The organism is Nonomuraea sp. NPDC003214 (assembly GCF_053590035.1).
In genome coordinates this window covers 533,830-553,932 of the sequence record NZ_JBSFSX010000002.1, presented here as the reverse complement: position 1 = coordinate 553,932, position 20,103 = coordinate 533,830, and the positions used below count along the sequence as shown (strand labels likewise).

Sequence of the window (20,103 nt, the reverse complement as noted above, 5' to 3'; positions counted from 1 at the left end):
CCGTAGGTTAGAGACCGTTGAGAAAGCGGACCGCGATCGGCACCGCCGCCGAGCCGCCCGATCCGCCGTGCCTGACGAACACGCAGAACGCCAGGTCGTCGGTGAATCCCATGAACCAGGCGTGCGGCCGCTGACCCTGCACCTCGGCCGTCCCCGTCTTGCCCGCCACCCCCGGCGGCAGCCCCGCGCCACTGGCCGTCCCATGGTCCACGACGGCCCGCATCATCTGCCGCAGCCCCGCCACGACCGTCGAGTCCATCGGCACCGGCGGATGCGGCGGGCCGTCGATCCGGCGCACCTCCTTCTCGGCGAGCAGCCGGGGCGAGCGCAGCGTGCCGTCCTGCACGGCGGCGGCGATCGCCGCCATGCACAGCGGCGTGGCCAGCACCTTGCCCTGGCCGATGATGTTCGCGCCGGCATCGTCCGGCGTCTGCGGGTCCTCGATCGAGCCGCACGCGCCCTGCGCGCCCGTCGGCATGCTGCGCCCGAACCCCCACTCCAGCGCCGTCTCACGCAGCTCCTCGGCGTCGAGCCGGGTCGTGCCCTGCTGGACGAACGTGGTGTTGCAGGAGTACGCGAGCGCGTCGGCGAAGGAGACCACGCCCCGGTCCCTCCCCCCGTCGTTGTCGAAGCCCCGGTGGCCCGGGATCGCGTACCTGGCCGGGCACGGCACCGGGGAGCCCGGCTGAAGCCCGGACTTCAGCAGCGCGGCGGCCACGATCGTCTTGAACGTGGAGCCGGGCGGGAACATGTCGTGGAAAGCGCTGTAGTTGTCCTTGAGCCGGTCGGCCACCGCCAGCACCTCCCCGGTGCCGGGACGCAGCACGACGATCGAGGAGTTCTCCACGCCGTCCAGCGCCCGCGCGGCGGCGGCCTGGACGGGGCGCGACAGCGTGAGGCGCACGACGTTCGGCTTCGGCTCGGCGGTCAGCAGCCGCCGCTCGGCCCCGCCCGGCTCCTTGGCCACCAGCGCCAGCCCCAGGTTCACGTCCCCGAACTCGGGCCGCAGCCTGGCCAGGTACGACTCCACGTGACTGTCGCGCGGGATCGGATCGCCCTCCCGGGTGACCAGCTCGACCGCCGGCCCCTCGAAGTCGGTCAGCTCCACCGTGGCGCCGCCCTTGAGCACCGGGTGCAGCGTCTCCGGGGCCCACAGCACCTTCCACTCCCCGTCTCGCACGGCCAGCCGCAGCACCCCGTCGAACGGCCACTCCCCCAGCTCGTCCAGCGTCCGCACCCCGCTGAACGGCACCTCCGCGCTCTCCTCGCCGGTGCTCTTGACCGGCGCGGGGCGTAACTCCAGGCCGGTGACGCCGAGCTCCGCGTCCATCGCCCGGTGCCGCTCCCGGAAGTCGCCCGGCGGCCGGTCGACCAGCCGGCTCATCGCCCCGACGTCACCCGCCCGCCAGGCGTCGAAGTACGCCTTCGCGGTGGCGGCGGCGCTGCCTCTGACCCCGCCGGCGGCGGCGACGGCGAAGGCCACCGCGGCCATCACCGCGAGAACCGCCCCGAGGAGCACGATCAGCCTTCTGCGTCGCATACGGTTCTCCCAGGGAGGGATCAGCGTGGCACGTGGACAGCGGCGGGAACCGGCCCCCGGCCAGTATTCGGTGACGTTCGGCGAGGTCGAACTGCTCCGGGATCTGGACAGGCAGGACGGCTGGATGCTGTCCAAGGATGGCGTACCGCAGTCGTATGTCGACCTACAAGACCCCACATTCCTGGAATTCGAGTACGTACGCCTCATGGCGGACGTCATCGACCTGCTTCCTGAAGGGGAGCTGAGCTGCGTCCACGTGGGCGGCGGGGCGTGCACGATCCCCCGTTACGTCACGGCGACCCGGCCGGGGTCGCGGCACATCGTCATCGAGCCCGACGGGCTGCTCGTCGACCTGGTGCGCGAGCAGCTCGGGCTGCGTTCGGTGCCCCGGCTGAAGGTCATCGTGGCCGGTGGGCGCGAGGGCACCGCGAAGGTGTGGGACGCCACGGCCGACCTGCTGGTCCTGGACGCCTTCAGCGGCGCGACGATGCCCGTGGAGCTGGCCACCGAGGAATACCTGGGCGACGTCGCCCGGGTGCTGCGGCCGTCGGGCACGCTGCTGGTCAACCTGGCCGACGGCAAGGGCCTGGCGTTCGCCAGGCGGCTGCTGGCCACGGTGACGGGCGCGTTCCGGCACGTGGCGCTGCTGGCCGAGCCGGGGGTGATGCGGGGACGCCGGTTCGGCAACCTCATCGTCGCCGCCTCACGGACGGAGCTGCCGGTCGAGCTGCTCACCCGCCGCGCGGCGGGCGGCCTCACGCAGGCGCGGTGCGTGCACGGCGAGGCGCTGGTCAACTTCATCGCCGGAGCCGCGCCCATCAGGGACGGCGACGCGGTGCTCGCACCGGTGCCGCCCCCCGCGGTGTTCGGCTAGGGGCGCAGGTAGGCCAGGACGGCGGCGACCCTGCGGTGCACGTCGCCGCTGTTCTCCAGGCCGAGCTTGGTGAAGATGGCGTTGACGTTCTTCTCCACCGACGACACCGACAGGTGCAGCGCCCTGGCGATGGCGCCGTTGGACCTGCCGTGGGCCATCTCGCGCAGCACGTCGCGCTCGCGCGGGGTGAGCGACTCCGGCTCGCCGCGCACGTCGTGCCTGGCCATCAGGCCCTCGACCACCTTCGGGTCGATGACGGAGCCGCCGGAGGCGACCGCCCTGATCGCGCCCAGCAGCTCGTCGAGGTCGCCGACGCGGTCCTTCAGCAGGTAGGCCAGCCCCTCGGTGCCGTGCTTGAACAGCTCCAGGGCGAACAGCGCGTCGGAGTACTGCGACAGCACGACGATGCCGACGCCCGGATGGGCGGCGCGCACGCGGTGGGCGGCGTCGATGCCCTCGAAGCCCTGCCGCCACCGCCCTCCGGGCATCCGGATGTCGGTGACCACCACGTCGGGCCGGAGCCTGCGGACGGCGTCGAGGAGCTGGTCGGCGTCGCCGACGGCGGCGGCGACGGTGACCTCGGCGGAGGTCTCCAGCAGCCGCCGGGTGCCCTCGCGCACCAGGTAGTGGTCGTCGGCCAGGACGGCCCTGATCGGCTCACCCATCGACCGGCACCCAGGCGTGCACCCGCGTCCCCTTTCCCCGCTCGCTGTCGACCCGCAGCCCGCCGCCCAGCGCGGTGAGCCGGTCGGTCAGCGTGCCGAGCACGCCGGGCCGGGCCTCGAAGCCGGCGCCGTCGTCGCCCACGGTCACGCCGAGCCGTCCGTCGTCCCTGGACAGCCGCACTTCTATCCTGGCCGCCGCGGCGTGCTTGAGCGCGTTGGCCACGGCCTCGCTCACGGTGAAGTACATCGCGCCCTCGACCTCGTCGGGGAAGCGCTCGGCCCGCAGGTCGCGCCCGGCGTGGACGTGGACGGGCACGGGCAGCCGGGCGCAGCGCTCCTCGACGGCCTCGACGAGGCCGCCCTGGCTCAGCGCCGACGGGTGGATGCCGGCGGCCAGCTCGCGCAGGTCGGCGAGGGTCTGGCGGGCCTGTTCGCGCAGGCCGGCGAGGGTCGCGGCGCCGCCCCCGGTGGCTCGGGCCAGCTCGATCCCGGCGATGAGGGCGACGAGCTGCTGCTGGACGCCGTCGTGGATGTTGCGCTCGATGCGCCGCCGCTCGGCCTCCTGGGCGTTGACCAGGCGGGTGGCCAGCCCGGCGCTCTGGATGGCGAGCCCGGCGGGCACGGCGAGCGCTTCCAGGAAGCGCCGGTCCTCGCGGGTCAGGCGGCCGGAGACGCGGGGGCCGCATTCGAGCCGCCCCTGGCCGCCCCGTACGGGCAGTGTGAGGGCCGCGGGGCCGTCCTCGGCTCCGGACACCACCCGCCTGCCGTCGGCGAGCGTGACGGCCGCCCAGCGCGTCTCCAGGCCGGTCCGTACGGCCTCGGCGAGCCTGCCGAGCTGCTCCACGGGCTCCGGGCTGTCCTCCAGGTCGGGGGCGAGGCCGGACAGCACCTCCCCAACGGTCGGCCGTACGTCGAACACCAGGAGCAGGCGCGAGCCGCGCAGGCCGATGCGGATGTCGAGCAGGTGGTGGCGGGCGACCGCGACGACGATCGCGCCGGGCAGCGCGCCGAGCACGGCCAGCATGCCGACCAGGCCGACCGCCGGGGCCTGGCCGCCGCTGAGGAACAGGTAGCCGAGCACGATCCCGATCTGGTTGGCGGCGGCGCCGGCGGCCATCCAGCCGTACTGGGCCCGCTCGGGCGGGCGGCTGCGCCACCAGCGGAGTACGAGCCCGGCGAGGACCACGTGGCCGAGGACCCAGACCGTGAACTGCCCGGCCGCGGAGGCGAAGACGCCGGCCCACTGGACGGGGCCGTGCACGTCGACGGGCCGGCCGGGCAGGAAGGACACCGCCAGGTTGCCGGCGGCGTGCAGGGCGATCGCGACCCCGGCGAGCCAGGCGACGGGCCGCCAGCGCCGCGACGGCAGCCGGCCCTCCGGGAACAGCAGCGGCACGTACACCCAGCTCAGCCCGTAGAAGACGGCCATCGCGGCGAGGGCCGCCCGGGCGAGGCCCGGCGCGACGTCCGCCAGGGCGACCCCGGACAGGCCGACGCCGAAGCAGACGGCGGCGGCCAGCAGCAGCCTGCCGTAGGGCACGTCGGGCCGCCGGACGGCCAGCAGCAGGCCGAGCGCCGGGAGGATCAGGCCGACGGCGACGAACGCCGCCTGTGAGGCGAGGGGCCCGCCCGTCGCGACGGTGGCCGCCACCAGCGTCACGGCCGCGGTCGCGGCCGCCAGGACCGCCGCCAGGTTGGTACGCATATCCGACCATCGTCACAAGCCTTCCGGACGGCGTCCATCCGGTTGACCGCACACTTCGTACGGCCGTCCGCACCGCCGGGACGGTGGCCCGCACGGTGGGCCGGGCGGGCCGGTCCGCGTTTTGCTGGAGATCCGTCGAGCGGAAGGGATCTTCCTCATGAACCACCGGACACGAAGCCTGGCTGCCGTCGCCTGCGCCGTCGCCCTGGCCGTCCCCGCCATGACCGTCCCCGCCCAGGCCGCACCCGTCTCCTACGCCGGGACCGCCCAGGTCGCGGGCGTCGAGATCCCGGACACGCCGCTGGGCGACGCGCTGCGCTGGGTGCTGGACGCCGCCACGCGGACGCCGATCGGGCAGGCCGAGCTGGAGGCGCGCTTCGCCCCCGAGTTCCTCGCCGCGGTCCCCGCCGAGCGGATCAACGAGGCGCTGGCCGCCTACAAGGGCATCCAGGTGCGCTCGGTGCACGTCCAGCACGCGGGCGCGCTCGTGGCCGCCGTGGACCTGGGCGGCAGGCGCTACCTGCTGACGCTCGGCGTGAACGGCGCCGGGCTGATCAGCGGGCTGCTGCTGGCCGAGCCGCCGGAGCCGCGGCCCACGCCGGCGAGCTGGGGCGAGCTGGAGCGGCGGCTGCGCGCGGTCGCGCCGCGCACCGGGTTCGTCGCGGCCGAGGTCACCGGCCGGTCCTGCCGTCCGGTGCGGGGCGTCGCGGCGGGCGTGCGCCGGCCGCTGGGGTCGATGGTCAAGCTGTTCGTGCTCGGCACGGTGGCCGCGCAGATCAAGAAGGGCGCCTACCGCTGGGACACGAAGCTGACGATCACGCCGGAGCTGAAGAGCCTGCCGACCGGCCGGTTGCAGGACCTGCCCGACGGCAGCAAGGTGACGGTCCTGGAGGCCGCCAAGCTGATGATCTCGATCAGCGACAACACGGCCACGGACCTGCTCGTGCACCGGGCCGGCCGGCGGGCGGTCGAGCGGACGATGCGCGCCTGGACGAAGGGGCACGAGCGGCGCAACGAGCCGCTGCTGACCACCAGGGAGCTGTTCGCGCTCAAGGGCGCCCGCTATCCGAAGCTGGCCGAGCGCTATCTGGCCGAGGACACCCGGGGCAGGCGCGCGTTCCTGGCGGACGTGGTGGCGAAGGTGCCGCTGCGGGAGATCGCCGGGTGGCCGCGTCCGCGCGAGCTGGACACGATCGAGTGGTTCGCCTCACCGATGGACGTCTGCCGCGCCCACGCGAGGCTGGCGAAGCTGGACGACGGCCGGATCGGCGAGATCATGTCGGCGAACGACGCCGGGCTCGGGCTGCCGGCGGACCGGTGGCGGACCGCCTGGTACAAGGGCGGCTCGGAGCCGGGGCTGCTCGACATGAGCTTCAGCGCCACCACCCGGGACGGCAGGAGGTACGTCGTGACGCTCATGGCGGTGAACCCGGGCGCGCCGCTCGACGACGACCGGGCGGGCCAGGAGCTCCTGGCGCTGGCGCGGGGCGCGTTCGGGCTCATGGTGGAATAGTTGAAAACTAAACTGGGTTGACCGGAGCACGATCCCCGGCCGTAAGGAGCCCGAGATGCCCGCCGTGACCGTCGACAACCTCCTCACCCTCCCCCGCCTGCCCGAGCCGGTGGCCGGGACGCCGCAGCGCAAGGTGCTGGCCGTCGAGACGGCGCCCAGCGGCTTCGAGGGCGAGGGCTTCCCGGTGCGCCGGGCGCTGGCCGCGATCAAGCCCGCCTACCTGGACCCGTTCGTGATGATGGACCAGATGGGCGAGGTCGACTACGCGGCCGGGGAGCCCAAGGGCACCCCCTGGCATCCGCACCGGGGCTTCGAGACGGTCACGTACATGATCGACGGGGTGATGGACCACCTCGACTCCAACGGAGGCGGCGGCTCGATCACCAACGGCGACACCCAGTGGATGACCGCCGGGGCCGGCATCCTGCACAAGGAGGCGCCGCCGGAGTGGCTGGTGCAGCAGGGCGGGCTGTTCCACGGCATCCAGCTGTGGGTCAACCTGCCCGGCGCCAAGAAGATGACCGCGCCGAAGTATCAGGACATCGGGCGCTCGTCCGTGGTGCTGCTCAGCAGCCACGACGGCAGCGCGCTGGTGCGCCTGATCGCCGGCGACCTGGCCGGCCACTCCGGGCCCGGCAGCACGCAGACGCCGATCACGCTGCTGCACGCCACGATCAGCCCCGGCGGCCGGCTCACGCTGCCGTGGCGCAAGGACTTCAACGCGCTGGCCTACGCCCTGTCGGGGCGCGGCACGGCGGGCGCCGACCGGCGGCCCCTGCACGGCGGCCAGCTCGCGGTGTTCAACGGCTTCGGCAACCGGCCCGGCCTCACCACCGACGGCGAGAGCATCACGCTGACCGCCAAGGACACGCTGGAGGTGATCGTGCTGGGCGGCGCGCCGATCGGCGAGCCGGTCGCCCACTACGGCCCGTTCGTCATGAACACCCGCGCCGAGCTCGTCCAGGCCTTCGAGGACTTCCAGGCGGGCCGGCTCGGCACCATCCCCGCCGGCCACTCCTGACCGGGGCCGCGACGAGGTCAGCGGTATGCAGGTGACTTCCAAGCGCCCGGCGGCAGGGTGGGCGGCGTGTCACGTACGGAACTCACCACGGAACTCACCACGGAACTCACCACGCAACCCACCACCGCCCCGGCGGTCGCCGGGCGGCTGCTGGGGCTGCTGATCCCGGGAGCCCTGCTGATCTGGCTGGCGGCCACCGTCGTCCTGGTCGCGCTGCCGGAGCTGAAGGTGGCGCTCGGCCACGCCGGGACGCCCGGCACCGCGACGGTCGTGTCGTGCCAGGCCCTGGGCCAGGGGCGCTACGACTGCCGGGCGTCCTTCGTGTTCGACGACCGGTCGAAGGCGCCGATCGTCGTCGCCACCGTGCCGGACGCCGAGGCGGGCGAGGTCTTCCCCGCCGCGCTGACGCCGGCCGGTGACCGGGCGCTGCCGACCGGGGCGCGCGGCGTGTGGCGTCAGGCGCTGGTGCTGGGCGCGCTCCCGCTGGGCGTGGCGCTCATCGCCGTGGTCACGGTCGTGATCAGGCGCCGTCACGCGCTCACTTGAGCGTCACGCAGGCCAGCCGGTCGCCCGCCGCGCCCGCGTCGGGGCCCGAGGACGTGGTGTGGCGGGCGTGGATCACCAGGGAGCCGGGCAGCCTGCCCGAGTCGAGCGACCAGGCGTTGCGCGCCGTGGCGCGGCCGGCCCCCGAGCTGTCGGTGGTGAAGTCGAGCCACACCTCGTTGCGCACGCTGGCCTGGCCGGGCTCGTGCTGGTAGTGGGGGCCGGCGTCCTCGCCGGTCTTGCCGCAGGGCTTGGTGTGCAGGTGGGCGCCGTAGGGGCGGGTCGGCAGCAGCCCCTCGACGACGAGGGAGGTGAGCGTCTGCCCGCCGGTGGACTCGGCGGTGACGCTGGCCTGCGCGCCGGCCGGGACGAGCTTGCGGTCGTAGGCGATGGCGGCGGTGTCGCCGTCGGTGAGCTCGCCGCCGCCGGTCAGGCGCACGTCGCCGGGGTCGGGGGCGTGCGCGAGCTGCGGCGGGGAGCCCGCGCAGCCGGCCGCGAGCAGGACGAGCAGGAGTGCGGGCACGCGCATGGAGATCCCCCGGTCCGGGAGCCCGTACGGTCCGGGCTCGGCGAGGGCACCACTCTAACCAGTAGCCGCTCGGCTACGCACCGTGTTTCGCGGCGATGTCGTCGATCAGGGCGGCCAGGGTGAAGTCGAGCTCGGTGAGGCCGCCCTGATCATGCGTGGTCAGCGCGAGATGCAGGTCGCGCCAGCGGATGTCGATGTCGGGATGGTGGTTGAGCTCCTCGGCCCGGACCGCGATCTCGTCGACGATCCGGATGGCCGTGGGGAAGTCGGGCGCGCTGACCGTGCGCCTGATCTCGTCACCCTCGCGCCGCCACCGGGGCAGCTCGCGCAGCTTCTGCTCGACGTCCATGAGGCCACGTTACTTCAGCGCCCCCGCGCCGAGCCCCGACTGGATCTGGCGCTGGAAGATGACGTACACGACGAGCACCGGCAGGATCGTCATGCTGAGCGCGGCGAACAGGCTCGGCCAGTCGGCGTCGGCGCCCGCCAGCGTGGAGATGCTGGCGATGCCCTGGGTGATGACCCAGTCCTCCTCGTCGCGGGCGACGAGCACGAGCGGCAGCAGATACTGGTTCCACTGGCCGAGCACGTTGAAGATGGTGATGCTGATCAGGCCGGGCTTGGCCATCGGCACCATGATCTGGAAGAACGTCCGCGTATGGGAGGCCCCGTCGATCCTGGCCGCCTCGGCCACCGACTCCGGCAGCCCCCGGAAGAAGGCGGCCAGGAAGAAGACCGTGAACGGCAGCGAGTAGGCGATGTAGACCAGCACCAGGCCCGTGTGCGTGTAGAGCAGGCCGACCTGCTGCACCACGAAGAACAGCGGCCCGAGCGCCAGGAACACCGGGAACGCCATGCCCGCCACGAAGAAGTAGTAGATCAGCCGGTTGCCGGGGAACCGGTAGCGCGCCAGCACGTAGGCGGCCATCGACCCGAACACCATCGTGCCCAGCGTGCTGAAGAAGACCACGATCACCGTGTTCAGCAGGTAGCGCCCGACGTGGGCCTTGTCCCAGGCCCGCCCCCACGCCTCCCACCGCAGCGCGCCCGGGAGCTGCAGCGCGTCACCGAAGATCTCGGCGTTGTTCTTGAACGAGGCCAGGAACGTCCACAGCAGCGGCAGGATGATCAGCAGCGCCCAGATGACCAGCGCGACGTGGGACAGCCCGCTGAGCAGGCTCGGCCGGGGCCTCGACAGGCGGCGACGACGCGTGGCCATCAGTACTCGATCCTTTCGCGCCGGGTGGTGCGCAGCGTCAGCACCGCGAACGTGACCGTGAGGAAGAACAGCGCCACGCCCATCGCGGAGGCGTATCCGTACTCGCTGTAGTTGAAGGCGGTCTTCCAGATCTGCACGGGCAGCACGTGCGTGGTGCCGTCGGGCTCGCCCTTGTCACCGGTGAGCACCTGGATCAGGGCGAAGCCGTCGAACGCGGCGATGCCCAGGTAGACCCAGCCGACCTGGACGGTGTCGCGCAGCAGGGGCAGCGTGATGGAGAAGAACAGCCGGAACCGGCCGGCCCCGTCGAGGGCGGCCGCCTCGAAGTAGTCCTTCGGGATGGCCGCCATGCCCGCCGAGAACAGCACCACGTAGAAGCCGACGGCCTGCCAGACCATCACCGCGATGACCGCCCACAGGGCGATGCTGGGCTCGACGAGCCAGCCCACCGGGTCGAAGCCCAGCTTGATCAGCACCCCGTTGACGACGCCGTACTCGTCGGGCCGGTAGATGGCCCTGAAGAGCACGCCGACCACGGCCACGGCCAGCACCTGGGGGAAGAAGAACACGACGCGGTAGAACTTCGACCCCCAGATGCCGCGCATCCCCGCGCCGTGCGACCCTCCGCCCAGGTTGATGAGGAAGGAGAAGAACAGCGCGATGACGATGGTCGCGAGCGGCAGCACCAGCAGCAGGATCCCGTGGTTGCGCAACGCCTGCCAGAACGCGTCGTCGTCAAAGAGCTTGGCGAAGTTCTCCAGTCCCACGTAGGCCGGGCTCGCCGCGTACCCGTCCCAGTCGGTCAGCGAGATCTGGAATGCCTGGATGTACGGGCTGATCACGAAGACCGAGTAGAGGACGACGGGGACGATCAGGAACCCGGCGATGAATCCGTACTTGCGCAGCCGCTCCATCGAACTATTCGCTCCGCGTCTGCTTGGAGACCTTCGAATCCTTCTTGATCTCGTCGGCCTTCTTCTGCACGTTGACGCAGAACTCCTCGGGGGTGCTGCGCCCGGCCATGACCACGTTCATCTGCTCGGTGGCGTAGTCGAAGAGCTCCTTGTACCAGCCTTCGAACCGGGCGTCGGTGATGATGTTCTGACCGGCGGCGTCCTGGGCCTTGGCGGCGCTCCGGAGCGCGGCGGGCAGGTCGACGCCCTCGGCGGCGCCGTTGACGACGGTGAGGTTCTGGGTTTTCTGGGTGAAACCCTTGGCCCCTTCCTTCGACAGCATGATGCGCAGGTACTCGAGGCCGCCCTGGGGGTTCTTGCCCTTGGCGCCGACGACGAAGTTCTCGCCCACGCCGACCTGGATGGCGCCGTACGGCATGACGTCGCTGGGGGTCACGTCGGGGATGGGGGCGATGGCGTACTCGAAGTCGTCCGGGATGTCCTTGACCATCTCGTTCTCGATCCACGAGCCGGTCGGGTAGAACAGCACCTTGTTCTGGAGCTGCTTGACCTGCGTCTGCGTGTGGTCGAGGCCGAAGTACGCCTTGTCGCCGTACTTCGCCTGGATGTCGACCCAGGCTGCGACGGCCTTCTTGACCGGGTCGGCGAGCCAGGCGTTGTCGACGAGGTTGTCGATGTCGATGATGACCTGGTTGCCGCCGATCTTGGCGGCCGTGTAGAGCATGTTCCACGTCTGGTAGTACGGGCCGACCTGTCCGGGGTAGGCGAACAGGACGATGCCCTCCTTCTTCGCCTGCTCGCCCAGGGCGGTGAACTCGGCCCAGGTCTTCGGCACGGTCCAGCCCTTCTGCTCGAAGAGCCGGGCGTTGTACCACAGGGCCCGGTGGGACACGGTGTAGTTGAGCACCAGGTCCTTGCCGTCGATCTTGGCGTTGGTGATCACGGCCGGGGTGACCGTGTCGCGGACCTTCTTGCTCGGGTCGTCGTAGGAGGGCGCGTCGAACAGCGCCGTGAGGTCGGCCAGGTGACCCTGGCCGGCGAGCGCCACGAGGTCCATCGACTCGGGGCCGGAGTTGTTGATCACGTCCGGCGCGTCGCCGCTGACGAAGCGCGGGCGGAGCTGGATGCCGATCTGCTGGGTGGCGTTGTGCTTGATCGTGGCACCGGGGAACGCCTTCTTGTACAGCGGCTCGTGGATCTCCTTGGCGTAGGCGTCGGTGTAGCCGCCGCTGAAGATCGTTACCTCGAGCGGCTTGTTCGGGTCGACGCCGAAGGGGTTCTTCGGGTCGGCCGAGGTTGCCAGCGTCGTGGCGGGGGCCGCAGAAGACGGGGTACCGCCCCCGCCGGCCGTCGCGCAAGCGCTCAGCAGTCCCGCGCCGGGACCTGCGACGAACGCGGTGAGGCCGATCCGGCGCAGAAGCTGGCGCCGCGTGATCTCTCCCGGGTGGGTCATGGGGGGCTCCTGAAGAGAAGGGACCGAATTAGGAAAGTTTCCTAAACGTGCGCCCGAACGTACGAACGCACCTGGATACGCGTCAAGAGGGTGCAATCGAGACGTGACCTTGCCGTGATCCCTTGCCTAGAACCGGATTCTAGAAGCAGAGTGGTCCGCATGATCGAGGAGTACGCGGACAGGGTCTGGCGCGGCGACGCCGACGACAGCATCGTGGACATGGGACAGGGTGGCCGGGGTGTCGTCAATATAGGCGATGGCCTGGGGTGGTGGTCCGGCTTCGGCAACGTGACCGCCTTCGAGACCGAGGGCTCGCTGGCGCTGTTCGACACCGGCAGCCCGTTCTCGGCGGGCAGGCTGCACGAGGACGTCCGGGCGTGGAGCCGGGCGCCGCTGTCCGCGGTGTTCTATTCCCACGGGCACATCGACCACGTCTTCGGAACCGGGCCTTTCGAGGAGTCGGGCCCCAGGGCGACGGTGTACGCCCACGAGGCGGTGCTGGACCGATTCCAACGATATTTGCTCACTAATGGTTACAATGCGGTCATCAATCAGCGGCAGTTCCAGGCAAGCAACCTGCGCTGGCCCACCGCCTACCGCCACCCCGACGTCACCTACCGTGACGCCCTCACCGTGCGGCTCGGCGGGCTCACCTTCGAGCTGTTCCACGCCAAGGGCGAGACCGACGACGCCACCGTCGCCTACGTGCCCGAACACCGCCTGCTGCTGCCCGGCGACCTGTTCGTCTGGGTGACGCCCAACTGCGGCAACCCGCAGAAGACGCAGCGCTACCCGCGCGAGTGGGCGCACGCGCTGCGCCGGATGGCCGCCCTGGACGCCGAGATCATGCTGCCCGGCCACGGCGCGCCGGTCTTCGGCCGCGACCGCGTCCGGCAGGCGCTGCTGGAGACCGCCGAGTGGCTGGAGTCGCTGGTCGCCCAGACGCTCGACCTGCTCAACGCGGGCGTCCGGCTCGACGACATCGTCCACGCCGTACGGCCGCCCGCCCACCTGGCCGACCGGCCGTACCTGCGGGCCCGCTACGACGAGCCCGAGTTCGTGGTGCGCAACCTGTGGCGGCTCTACGGCGGCTGGTACGACGGCAACCCGGCCCGGCTCAAGCCCGCCCCGGACGCCGTCCTGGCCAAGGCGGTGGCGGAGCTGTCCGGCGGCCCCCAGGTGCTCGCGGACGCGGCTCTGAGGGCCCTCTCGGACGGCGACGACCGCCTGGCGGGCCATCTGGCCGAGATGGCCGCGCAGGCCGCTCCGGACGACACGGGCGTGCACCGGGTGCGCGCCGAGGTCTTCGCCGCCAGGGCCGCGCGGGAGGCGTCGCTGATGGCCAGGGGCGTGTTCGAGTGGGCCGCCTCAGAGTCGCGCGGTCGCCTCTAGGTGCGCGCGGGTCTCGGCGAAGGCCAGGTCGGTGCCCTCCAGGGCGCGGGCCACGTCCTCGTCGGTGTGGGCGGCCGACATGAACCAGTTGTGCCACGGGTGCACGTAGACCCCGTGGCGCAGGCAGGCGTCGCTCCAGTACAGGGCCGTGGACAGGTCGGCGTCGCCGTCGAAGCTCAGCCACGGGATCGTCACCGGCCCGGTCTGCCTCACGGCGAACCCGTGCGCCGTGGCCTGCGCGTACAGGCCCTCGCGCAGCAGGGTCCCGGTCCGTTCCATGTGGGCGATGCCGGAGGTGTCGCGCAGCGTCTCGATCGTGGCCTTGGCCGCCGCCATGGCCACCGCCGAGAACCAGAACGACCCCGTCGAGTACAGCGACTGCGCCGCGCCGCGCAGCGCGTCGGTCCCGGTCACGGCGGCGATCGGGTAGCCGTTGGCCATCGCCTTCGACCAGGCCGTCAGGTCGGGCCTGACCCCGTACGGCTCCCACGACCCGCGCAGGTCGATCCGGAACCCGGCCCGCACGTCGTCGATCACCAGCGCGGCCCCGAGCCGGTCGGCCAGCGCCCGCGCGCCGCGCGCGAACGCGGGCTCCACCAGCTCCTGGTCCTCGAACGAGTCGTGCTTGAACGGCGTCACGATGATCGCCGCCACGTCGCCCTCGACGGTGGCCGCGGCGGCCTCCAGCGACTCCAGCGAGTTGTAGGCGAACTCGACGAGGTCGGTCCGCTCGTTCGGGGTCGTGCCCGCGGTGGAGGGCGTGCACCACGGGTCGGCGCCGTGGTAGGCGCCGTGCGCCATGAGCACCTTGGCGCGCCCGGTGGCGGCCCTGGCGACCATGAGCGCCTGGGTGGTGGCGTCGGTGCCGTTCTTGGAGAACATCGCCCAGTCGGCGCTCGGCACGGTGTCGACCAGCAGCTCCGCCAGCTCCACCATGATCGGCCCCGGCCCGTTGAGGCAGTCGCCGCGGGCGAGCTGTTTCGCCGCGGCCTCCTCCACGCGCGGGTGCCGGTGGCCCAGCACGACGGGGCCCCAGCTGCACATGAAGTCGATGTACTCGCGCCCGTCCGCGTCCCACTGCCGGCAGCCCTCGCCGCGCTCGAAGAACTGCGGGTAGCCCGGGGCGAAGATGGCCGCGTTGAGGTGCCCGTACATGCCTCCGGGGACGACCTTCAGCGCCCGCTGCCGGAGTTCGGCGTCAGTCATGGAGCTTCCTTCAGGTGAGGAGGGCCAGGGTCGAGTCGAGGTCCTTCAGGCCGGCGTCGGAGCCGAGCCCGGTGGCGACGCGGCCCGCCGCCGCGGTGCCCCAGCGGGCCGCCGTGCGCACGTCCCGCCCGTGCAGCAGGCCGGTGATGAAGCCCGCGCAGTACGCGTCGCCGCAGCCCGTGGTGTCGGCCACCGGCGTGTCGAGCGCCGGGACGAGCTCGTCGGCCTCGGCGGTGACGACGAGGCTGCCGCCCGCCCCCAGCGTCACCAGGACGCCGCGCGGCCCGTCGGCCAGCAGCGCGGCGGCGGCGGCCCGCACGTCGCGCTCGCCGGTCATGAGCAGCGCCTGGGCGTCGTTGGGCAGCACGTAGTCGACGTGCGGCAGGAAGGCCCGCGCCGGGCCGAGCAGGTCGGCCATCTCCGACAGCGGGTCCATCGTGACGATCGTGCCGCCGGCGCGGACCTCGTCGAGCAGCGCGAAGAACGCCGGGTCGCCGAGGCCGAACGTCACGTCCACGCCGCCGAGATGGATCGCGCGGGCGGCGCGCAGCGCCTCGGTGTCGAGGTCGGCGGGCGTGAGGCCGAGGTTGGCGCCGGGCACGTGGAAGCTGGGCCGGCCGCCGTCGGGCCTGATCGGCAGGATGGAGGCGGCCGTCTGCTCGCCGGGCCGGCGGGCCAGCCGGGTGACGTCCACGCCGCGCCTGGTCATGGTGGCGATCAGGAAGTCGCCGAGCTCGTCGTCGCCGACGGCGCCCATCGAGACGACCTCGTGGCCCAGCTTGACCAGGTCGACGGCGGTCCCGGCGGCGGCGCCCGCGGCGGTCAGCCTGATCTGGTCGACCAGGACGGTGTCCTGCCCGTCGGGGATGCGCTCGACGGGCCTGGCGAGGATGTCGACGATGTGCACGCCGACCGTGACGACGGTCATGGACTAAATAGACAGACGTCCGAATAAAAAGTCAATATGCTGGGGACGGGACGAAGGAGGGGCCCATGCCGAAGATCGTCGACCATGAGCAGCGCCGCCGCGAGGTGCTGTCGGCGGCCCGCCGGGTGATCGTCAGGGACGGCATCGACGCCGCCACCACCCGCGCGATCGCCAAGGAGGCCGGCTATTCCAACGGCGTCCTGGCGCACTACTTCACCGACAAGGACGAGATCCTGCTCTCGGCGCTGCGCCAGTCGCACCAGCGCATCCGCGAGCGCCTGGCGCGCAAGGTCGAGGGCGTGTCCGGGCTGGCCGCGCTGCGCGAGCTGCTGCTCGACAACCTGCCGCTGGACGCCGAGCGCACCCAGGAGACGCGCCTGGAGGTGAGCTTCTGGAGCCGCAGCCTGGCCTCCGAGCTCCTGGCCGACGTGCAGCGGGCCGAGGCCGCCGAGCTGCGCACCGCCGTGCGCGCCCTGCTCGCCCAGGCCAGGCTCGCGGGCGAGCTGACCACCGAGGCCAACCTCGACGACGTGACCGAGCAGCTGCTCGCCCTGGTCGACGGGCTCAGCCTGCACCTGCTGCTCTACCCCGAGCGGCTGCGCCGGGTGGACCTGGAGCGGCTGCTCCTGCAGTTCGTCGACCAGCTCTAGCCGTAAGTCGGACGACCGACTAGGTTGCCGGGCATGAACCTGCGCGAGGAGCTGTGCGCCTACGGCCGCAGAGCCGTCGAGCTCGGCCTGGTCATCGGCACGTCGGGCAACCTGAGCGTGCGCGACGGCGACCGGGTCGCGGTGACGCCGTCCGGGGCGGCGCTCGACCGGCTCACCCCCGACATGTGCCCGGTCGTCGACGTCGAGGGATTCCTGCTGGAGGGCGAGCTGCAGCCGTCCTCCGAGACGCCCATGCACCTGGCGATCTACGGGACGACCGACGCGCGGGCCGTCGTCCACACCCACTCGATGTTCGGCACCGTGGTGGCCACGACGATGACCGAGCTGCCGCCGGTGCACTACAACGCGCTGACGCTCGGCGGCACGGTCAAGGTCGCCCCGTACGCCACCTACGGCACGCCCGAGCTGGCCGCCGGCGTGCGCGAGGCGCTGGCGGGCAAGCGGGCCGCGCTGATGGCCAACCACGGCGGCGTGACCATCGGCGCGACCCTGGAGGAGGCGTTCGAGGCGGCCCGTCTGCTGGAGTGGCTGTGCGAGGTCTACGTGCGCGGCCTCGGCGTGGGCGAGCCGACCGTCCTCACCGAGGACCAGCTCGCCGCCGTGGTCGAGCGCGCGCTCAACCCGCCACGGTTCCCGCGCCGTTAGCCGCGATCTCCGCCAGCCCCAGCGGCAGCCCGCCGGAGCCCGCGATCCGGTCGTGGAAGGACTTCAGCGACCCCTGGTACGACTCCCGGATGCGGTCGATCTCGATCGCCCCGGTCAGGTAGGACGGCGCCTGCGTGGGCCAGGCGCAGTAGCGGTTGACCTCGCCCTGGGCGGTGCCGGGCGACAGCGACGCCTTGGTGGCCATGAACGTCTCGGCCTGCTCGATCGTCATGTCGTCGCAGTGCAGCGCGGTGTCGACGACGATGCGGGCGGCGCGGAAGATCCGGCAGTCGAGGTGGGCCAGCTCGGTCGCGGGCGTGTCGAAGTAGCCCTGCTCGTGCAGCAGCTTCTCGACGTAGAGCGCCCACCCCTCGCTGAAGTACGGCGTCCTGAACACCTTGCGCACCGCGCGCGGGTTGGCCGCCATGTGCGACAGGTGCCAGTGGTGCCCCGGGTACGCCTCGTGCACGGCGATCGAGGGCATCTGGGCCCGGCTGTTGGTCCGCAGGCGCTGCCGTACCTGCTCGGGGGTGAACCCGTCGGGCGTGTACGGGACGAAGAAGACGCCGGTGCGTGAGCTGGTGAGGGGCGGCGGGGCCAGGTAGTGGGCCACCGACAGGACGGGCCGGGTGTAGACGGCCGACGGCAGGACCAGGCACTCCTCGCCCTCGGGGAAGGTGACGAGGTCGCGGTCGCGGACGAAGTCGCGGGCGCGCAGCGTCTCGGCCTCGTACTCGGCGCGCATCTCCTCCAGGGTCGCCGGGTGGTCGTCCATCAGCGTCTCCATGGCGGCCCGCCAGTCCTGGGAGCCGTTGACGCGCACCGACACCTCGCGCATCCGCTCGTCGAGGGAGTCCCAGGCGGCCTTGCCCTTCTCGTGCAGCTCGGCGGCGCCGTAGCCGAGCAGTTCGCGCTCGCGCAGTAGCGTGCTGTAGAGGTGCTCGCCCATCCGCCAGGTGCCGCCGCAGGAGAAGCCGTCGAGGAAAGCGACGAGGTCGTCGAAGGCGTCGGCGGCCGGGGCGGCGGCGTCGGCCAGCTTGGCGCGCAGGTCGGGGTCGGCGACCATGCCGGGGACGGTCTCGGTGAGGAACGCGCGGCCGGTGCGCGCCTGCTTGAGCCCGCGCTCGACGAGCAGGGGCGCGGCCAGGACGGGGTCGAGGTTGGCGCGGCAGGCGGCGAGCACGCCGGGCACCTCGGCCAGCCGGGAGATCGCGGCGGCCACCAGCTCGGGCTCTGGCTTGAGCCGCTGCTGGAAGGGCGTGAAGAAGGAGGAGAAGACCGGCGCCAGGTAGGCGGCGGGGTCGCGGCGCCACTCGGCCCAGTTGGCCAGGGCGATGGACCCTCTCAGATGGGACAGGACCAGGTCGCGGTCGATCGCGTCGTCCAGGGTGGCCGCCTCGCGGGTGCGCAGGCGCTGCAGCCAGAGCACCTGCTCGCGTTCGCGGGCGGTGAAGCCCTCGGCGGTGAAGTCGCCGAGCGTGTGGTCGTAGCCGTCGGCCCCGAGAGTGCTGGCGACGACCGGACGTCCGGAAAAGTACCAATTGAGAAAGTCGTCCACCAACGCACAATATCCTGAGCAAATGCCCCTTCAGATCACCGGCGCGCTAGGCGATCCCGACCTGATCAGGCTCCCCTGGGAGCTTCCCCTCGAACAGTGGCCCCAGCACCATCTCGTCGACCTCCCGCGCGGCATCTCGCGGCACGTGGTGCGCTTCGCCCGGCTCTCCGGCAAGGTGTACGCGATCAAGGAGATCAGCGAGCGCTACGCCAAGCGCGAGTACCAGCTCCTGTGGGACCTGGCCCGGCTCGACGCCCCCGCCGTCGAGCCAGTCGCGTACGTCACCGGCCGCGACGAGGGGCTGGACGCGGCGCTGATCACCCGGCACCTGCAGTTCTCGCTCCCCTACCGGGCCGTCATGTCCGGCACGCTGCGGCCCGACACGCTCACCCGGCTGCTGGACGCGCTCGCGGTGCTGCTGGTGCGGCTGCACCTGAACGGGTTCTTCTGGGGCGACTGCTCGCTGTCCAACACGCTGTTCCGCCGGGACGCGGGCGCGTTCGCCGCCTACCTGGTCGACGCGGAGACCGGCGAGATGCACCCGATGATCAGCGAGGGCCAGCGGCTCGGCGACATCGACGCGGCGCACACGAACATCTTCGGCGAGATGCTCGACCTGGAGGCCGGCGGGCTGCTGCACCCGTCGATCGACCCGATGGAGACCGCCGAGGACGTGGTCAACCGCTATCACCGGCTGTGGGCGGAGATCACCCAGGACGAGATCATCGAGGAGGTCGACTGGCACCGCGTCGAGCAGCGCATCCGGCGGCTCAACCTGCTCGGCTTCGACGTGGCCGAGATGATGGTCCGGCGCAAGGTCGGCACCGGGCGGCTCATCGTCCGCCCCAAGGTCGTCGACGCCGGTCACCACCAGCGGCGGCTGCTCCGGCTGACCGGCCTGGACGCCGAGGAGAACCAGGCGCGGCGGCTGCTCAACGACCTCGACGGGTTCCGCGTGGCCAAGGGGCTGCGGCACGAGGACGAGGCCATCGTGGCGCACCGGTGGCTGGCCGAGGTGTTCCAGCCCACGCTCGCGGCCATCCCCGCCGAGCTGCGCGGCAAGCTGGAGACCGCCCAGCTCTTCCACGAGATCCTGGACCACCGGTGGTACCTGTCGGAGGCCGAGGGGGGCGACGTCGGGCTGGCGGCGGCGGTCAAGTCGTACGTGGACAACGTGCTGGTGTTCAAGCCTGACGAGAAGGCTTTACTGCCGGACGAGACTCCGAATATGAATTAAATTCCACAATGGCACGATAAATCCGTCGCGGTTGGGTTTTTCTTACTCCGGGCCATATAGATCCTTATCTTGTGGAAATTGCTGTCAGTCCGCTCTCCCTAAGCTGATCGCGTGCTGGGACTGGACGGCTGCCTGACCGAGGTCATGGCGATACCGGGAGCGCTGGACGCGATGCTCGTGGACCACACGAGCGGCATGGCGGTGGCCGCCAGCGCCATCCCGCCCGGCGCGGACGCGGAGAAGTCCGCCGCCGCGCTGACGGAGACGCTGCGCGCCACCGTCGACGGGCTGGCGCGCGCCTGCCCGGGCGACACCGTGCGCGTCGAGGACGTGCTGATCACCACGGACAAGGGCCACCACCTGCTGCGCCCGCTGGACACGCTCTTCGACGGGCCGCTGGTGATCTACGTCCGGCTGGACCTCGAACGCGCGAACATCGCCCTGGCGCGGCACCGGCTGCGCGCCATCTCCGCCGAACTGCTGGCGTGAC

Annotated in this window: 20 protein-coding genes; 9 read left to right on the top strand and 11 right to left on the bottom strand. The window is 71.9% G+C overall.

Features of this window, described 5'->3' with window-relative positions:
- Positions 1–7: 7 nt before the first annotated feature.
- Positions 8–1,540 carry a penicillin-binding transpeptidase domain-containing protein gene (locus ACWDXC_RS07595; protein WP_449979169.1) on the bottom strand — a complete coding sequence of 511 codons (1,533 nt, stop codon included), beginning with the start codon at positions 1,538–1,540 and terminating at the stop codon, positions 8–10.
- Between the two features lie 25 nt (positions 1,541–1,565).
- Between ACWDXC_RS07595 and ACWDXC_RS07590 the strand changes: the two genes are divergently transcribed.
- Positions 1,566–2,414 (top strand): spermidine synthase, encoded by an 849-nt coding sequence (locus ACWDXC_RS07590; RefSeq protein ID WP_449979166.1) that lies wholly within the window; start codon positions 1,566–1,568, stop codon positions 2,412–2,414.
- Here the strand turns inward: ACWDXC_RS07590 and ACWDXC_RS07585 are convergent.
- Both ACWDXC_RS07585 and ACWDXC_RS07580 read right to left on the bottom strand, forming a co-directional pair.
- Positions 2,411–3,079 (bottom strand): response regulator transcription factor, encoded by a 669-nt coding sequence (locus ACWDXC_RS07585; RefSeq protein ID WP_246646449.1) that lies wholly within the window; start codon positions 3,077–3,079, stop codon positions 2,411–2,413. The genes ACWDXC_RS07590 and ACWDXC_RS07585 overlap by 4 nt on opposite strands.
- Positions 3,072–4,784: a sensor histidine kinase gene (locus ACWDXC_RS07580; RefSeq protein WP_449979164.1), complete on the bottom strand. Its 1,713-nt coding sequence runs from the start codon at positions 4,782–4,784 to the stop codon at positions 3,072–3,074. Before ACWDXC_RS07580 ends, ACWDXC_RS07585 begins: the two co-directional genes overlap by 8 nt.
- A gap of 157 nt (positions 4,785–4,941) precedes the next feature.
- Between ACWDXC_RS07580 and ACWDXC_RS07575 the strand changes: the two genes are divergently transcribed.
- The 3 genes from ACWDXC_RS07575 to ACWDXC_RS07565 all read left to right on the top strand — a co-directional run bounded on the left by ACWDXC_RS07575 (position 4,942) and on the right by ACWDXC_RS07565 (position 7,864).
- Complete coding sequence (locus tag ACWDXC_RS07575) at positions 4,942–6,297, top strand: serine hydrolase (protein ID WP_449979161.1); 1,356 nt, start codon at positions 4,942–4,944, stop codon at positions 6,295–6,297.
- Positions 6,298–6,352: 55 nt separating this feature from the next.
- Positions 6,353–7,318 (top strand): pirin family protein, encoded by a 966-nt coding sequence (locus ACWDXC_RS07570; protein ID WP_219513668.1) that lies wholly within the window; start codon positions 6,353–6,355, stop codon positions 7,316–7,318.
- Between the two features lie 66 nt (positions 7,319–7,384).
- The gene (locus ACWDXC_RS07565) at positions 7,385–7,864 is read left to right on the top strand and encodes a hypothetical protein (RefSeq protein WP_449979158.1); all 480 of its coding nucleotides are present in this window, start codon (positions 7,385–7,387) and stop codon (positions 7,862–7,864) included.
- Here ACWDXC_RS07565 and ACWDXC_RS07560 read toward each other — a convergent pair.
- The 5 genes from ACWDXC_RS07560 to ngcE form a co-directional block, all read right to left on the bottom strand.
- Complete coding sequence (locus tag ACWDXC_RS07560) at positions 7,857–8,390, bottom strand: superoxide dismutase family protein (RefSeq protein ID WP_219513678.1); 534 nt, start codon at positions 8,388–8,390, stop codon at positions 7,857–7,859. The genes ACWDXC_RS07565 and ACWDXC_RS07560 overlap by 8 nt on opposite strands.
- A 73-nt stretch (positions 8,391–8,463) precedes the next feature.
- The gene (locus ACWDXC_RS07555; protein ID WP_219513680.1) at positions 8,464–8,739 is read right to left on the bottom strand and encodes a 4a-hydroxytetrahydrobiopterin dehydratase; all 276 of its coding nucleotides are present in this window, start codon (positions 8,737–8,739) and stop codon (positions 8,464–8,466) included.
- A 9-nt stretch (positions 8,740–8,748) separates the two neighbouring features.
- A complete protein-coding gene (locus ACWDXC_RS07550; protein ID WP_364174312.1) occupies positions 8,749–9,609 on the bottom strand; it encodes a carbohydrate ABC transporter permease in 861 nt (286 codons plus the stop codon).
- A complete protein-coding gene (locus tag ACWDXC_RS07545; RefSeq protein WP_449979155.1) occupies positions 9,609–10,523 on the bottom strand; it encodes a carbohydrate ABC transporter permease in 915 nt (304 codons plus the stop codon). The genes ACWDXC_RS07550 and ACWDXC_RS07545 overlap by 1 nt, the downstream gene beginning before the upstream one ends.
- 4 nt (positions 10,524–10,527) lie before the next feature.
- A complete protein-coding gene (ngcE, locus tag ACWDXC_RS07540; RefSeq protein ID WP_449979152.1) occupies positions 10,528–11,976 on the bottom strand; it encodes an N-acetylglucosamine/diacetylchitobiose ABC transporter substrate-binding protein in 1,449 nt (482 codons plus the stop codon).
- A 159-nt stretch (positions 11,977–12,135) separates the two neighbouring features.
- Here ngcE and ACWDXC_RS07535 point away from each other — a divergent pair, with 159 nt between their 5' ends.
- Positions 12,136–13,368 carry an alkyl sulfatase dimerization domain-containing protein gene (locus tag ACWDXC_RS07535; RefSeq protein WP_449979149.1) on the top strand — a complete coding sequence of 411 codons (1,233 nt, stop codon included), beginning with the start codon at positions 12,136–12,138 and terminating at the stop codon, positions 13,366–13,368.
- On the opposite strand, the gene ACWDXC_RS07530 is transcribed toward ACWDXC_RS07535, so the two are convergent.
- The gene (locus ACWDXC_RS07530) at positions 13,345–14,574 is read right to left on the bottom strand and encodes an aminotransferase class III-fold pyridoxal phosphate-dependent enzyme (RefSeq protein ID WP_449979146.1); all 1,230 of its coding nucleotides are present in this window, start codon (positions 14,572–14,574) and stop codon (positions 13,345–13,347) included. The genes ACWDXC_RS07535 and ACWDXC_RS07530 overlap by 24 nt on opposite strands.
- 10 nt (positions 14,575–14,584) lie before the next feature.
- Positions 14,585–15,502, bottom strand: a complete 918-nt coding sequence (locus ACWDXC_RS07525; RefSeq protein WP_219513710.1) for a carbohydrate kinase family protein — start codon at positions 15,500–15,502, stop codon at positions 14,585–14,587.
- A 65-nt stretch (positions 15,503–15,567) separates the two neighbouring features.
- Between ACWDXC_RS07525 and ACWDXC_RS07520 the strand changes: the two genes are divergently transcribed.
- Both ACWDXC_RS07520 and ACWDXC_RS07515 read left to right on the top strand, forming a co-directional pair.
- Entirely contained in the window at positions 15,568–16,152 is a 585-nt protein-coding gene (locus ACWDXC_RS07520) for a TetR/AcrR family transcriptional regulator (protein ID WP_219513712.1), read from the top strand.
- Positions 16,153–16,185: 33 nt separating this feature from the next.
- Positions 16,186–16,818 carry a class II aldolase/adducin family protein gene (locus ACWDXC_RS07515; RefSeq protein WP_449979143.1) on the top strand — a complete coding sequence of 211 codons (633 nt, stop codon included), beginning with the start codon at positions 16,186–16,188 and terminating at the stop codon, positions 16,816–16,818.
- Here the strand turns inward: ACWDXC_RS07515 and ACWDXC_RS07510 are convergent.
- The gene (locus tag ACWDXC_RS07510) at positions 16,790–18,376 is read right to left on the bottom strand and encodes a DUF885 domain-containing protein (RefSeq protein WP_449979140.1); all 1,587 of its coding nucleotides are present in this window, start codon (positions 18,374–18,376) and stop codon (positions 16,790–16,792) included. The genes ACWDXC_RS07515 and ACWDXC_RS07510 overlap by 29 nt on opposite strands.
- A 22-nt stretch (positions 18,377–18,398) precedes the next feature.
- Between ACWDXC_RS07510 and ACWDXC_RS07505 the strand changes: the two genes are divergently transcribed.
- Both ACWDXC_RS07505 and ACWDXC_RS07500 read left to right on the top strand, forming a co-directional pair.
- The gene (locus ACWDXC_RS07505) at positions 18,399–19,613 is read left to right on the top strand and encodes a DUF4032 domain-containing protein (RefSeq protein ID WP_219513719.1); all 1,215 of its coding nucleotides are present in this window, start codon (positions 18,399–18,401) and stop codon (positions 19,611–19,613) included.
- Positions 19,614–19,724: 111 nt separating this feature from the next.
- A complete protein-coding gene (locus tag ACWDXC_RS07500; protein WP_449979138.1) occupies positions 19,725–20,102 on the top strand; it encodes a roadblock/LC7 domain-containing protein in 378 nt (125 codons plus the stop codon).
- The last annotated feature ends 1 nt before the right edge of the window (position 20,103 follow it).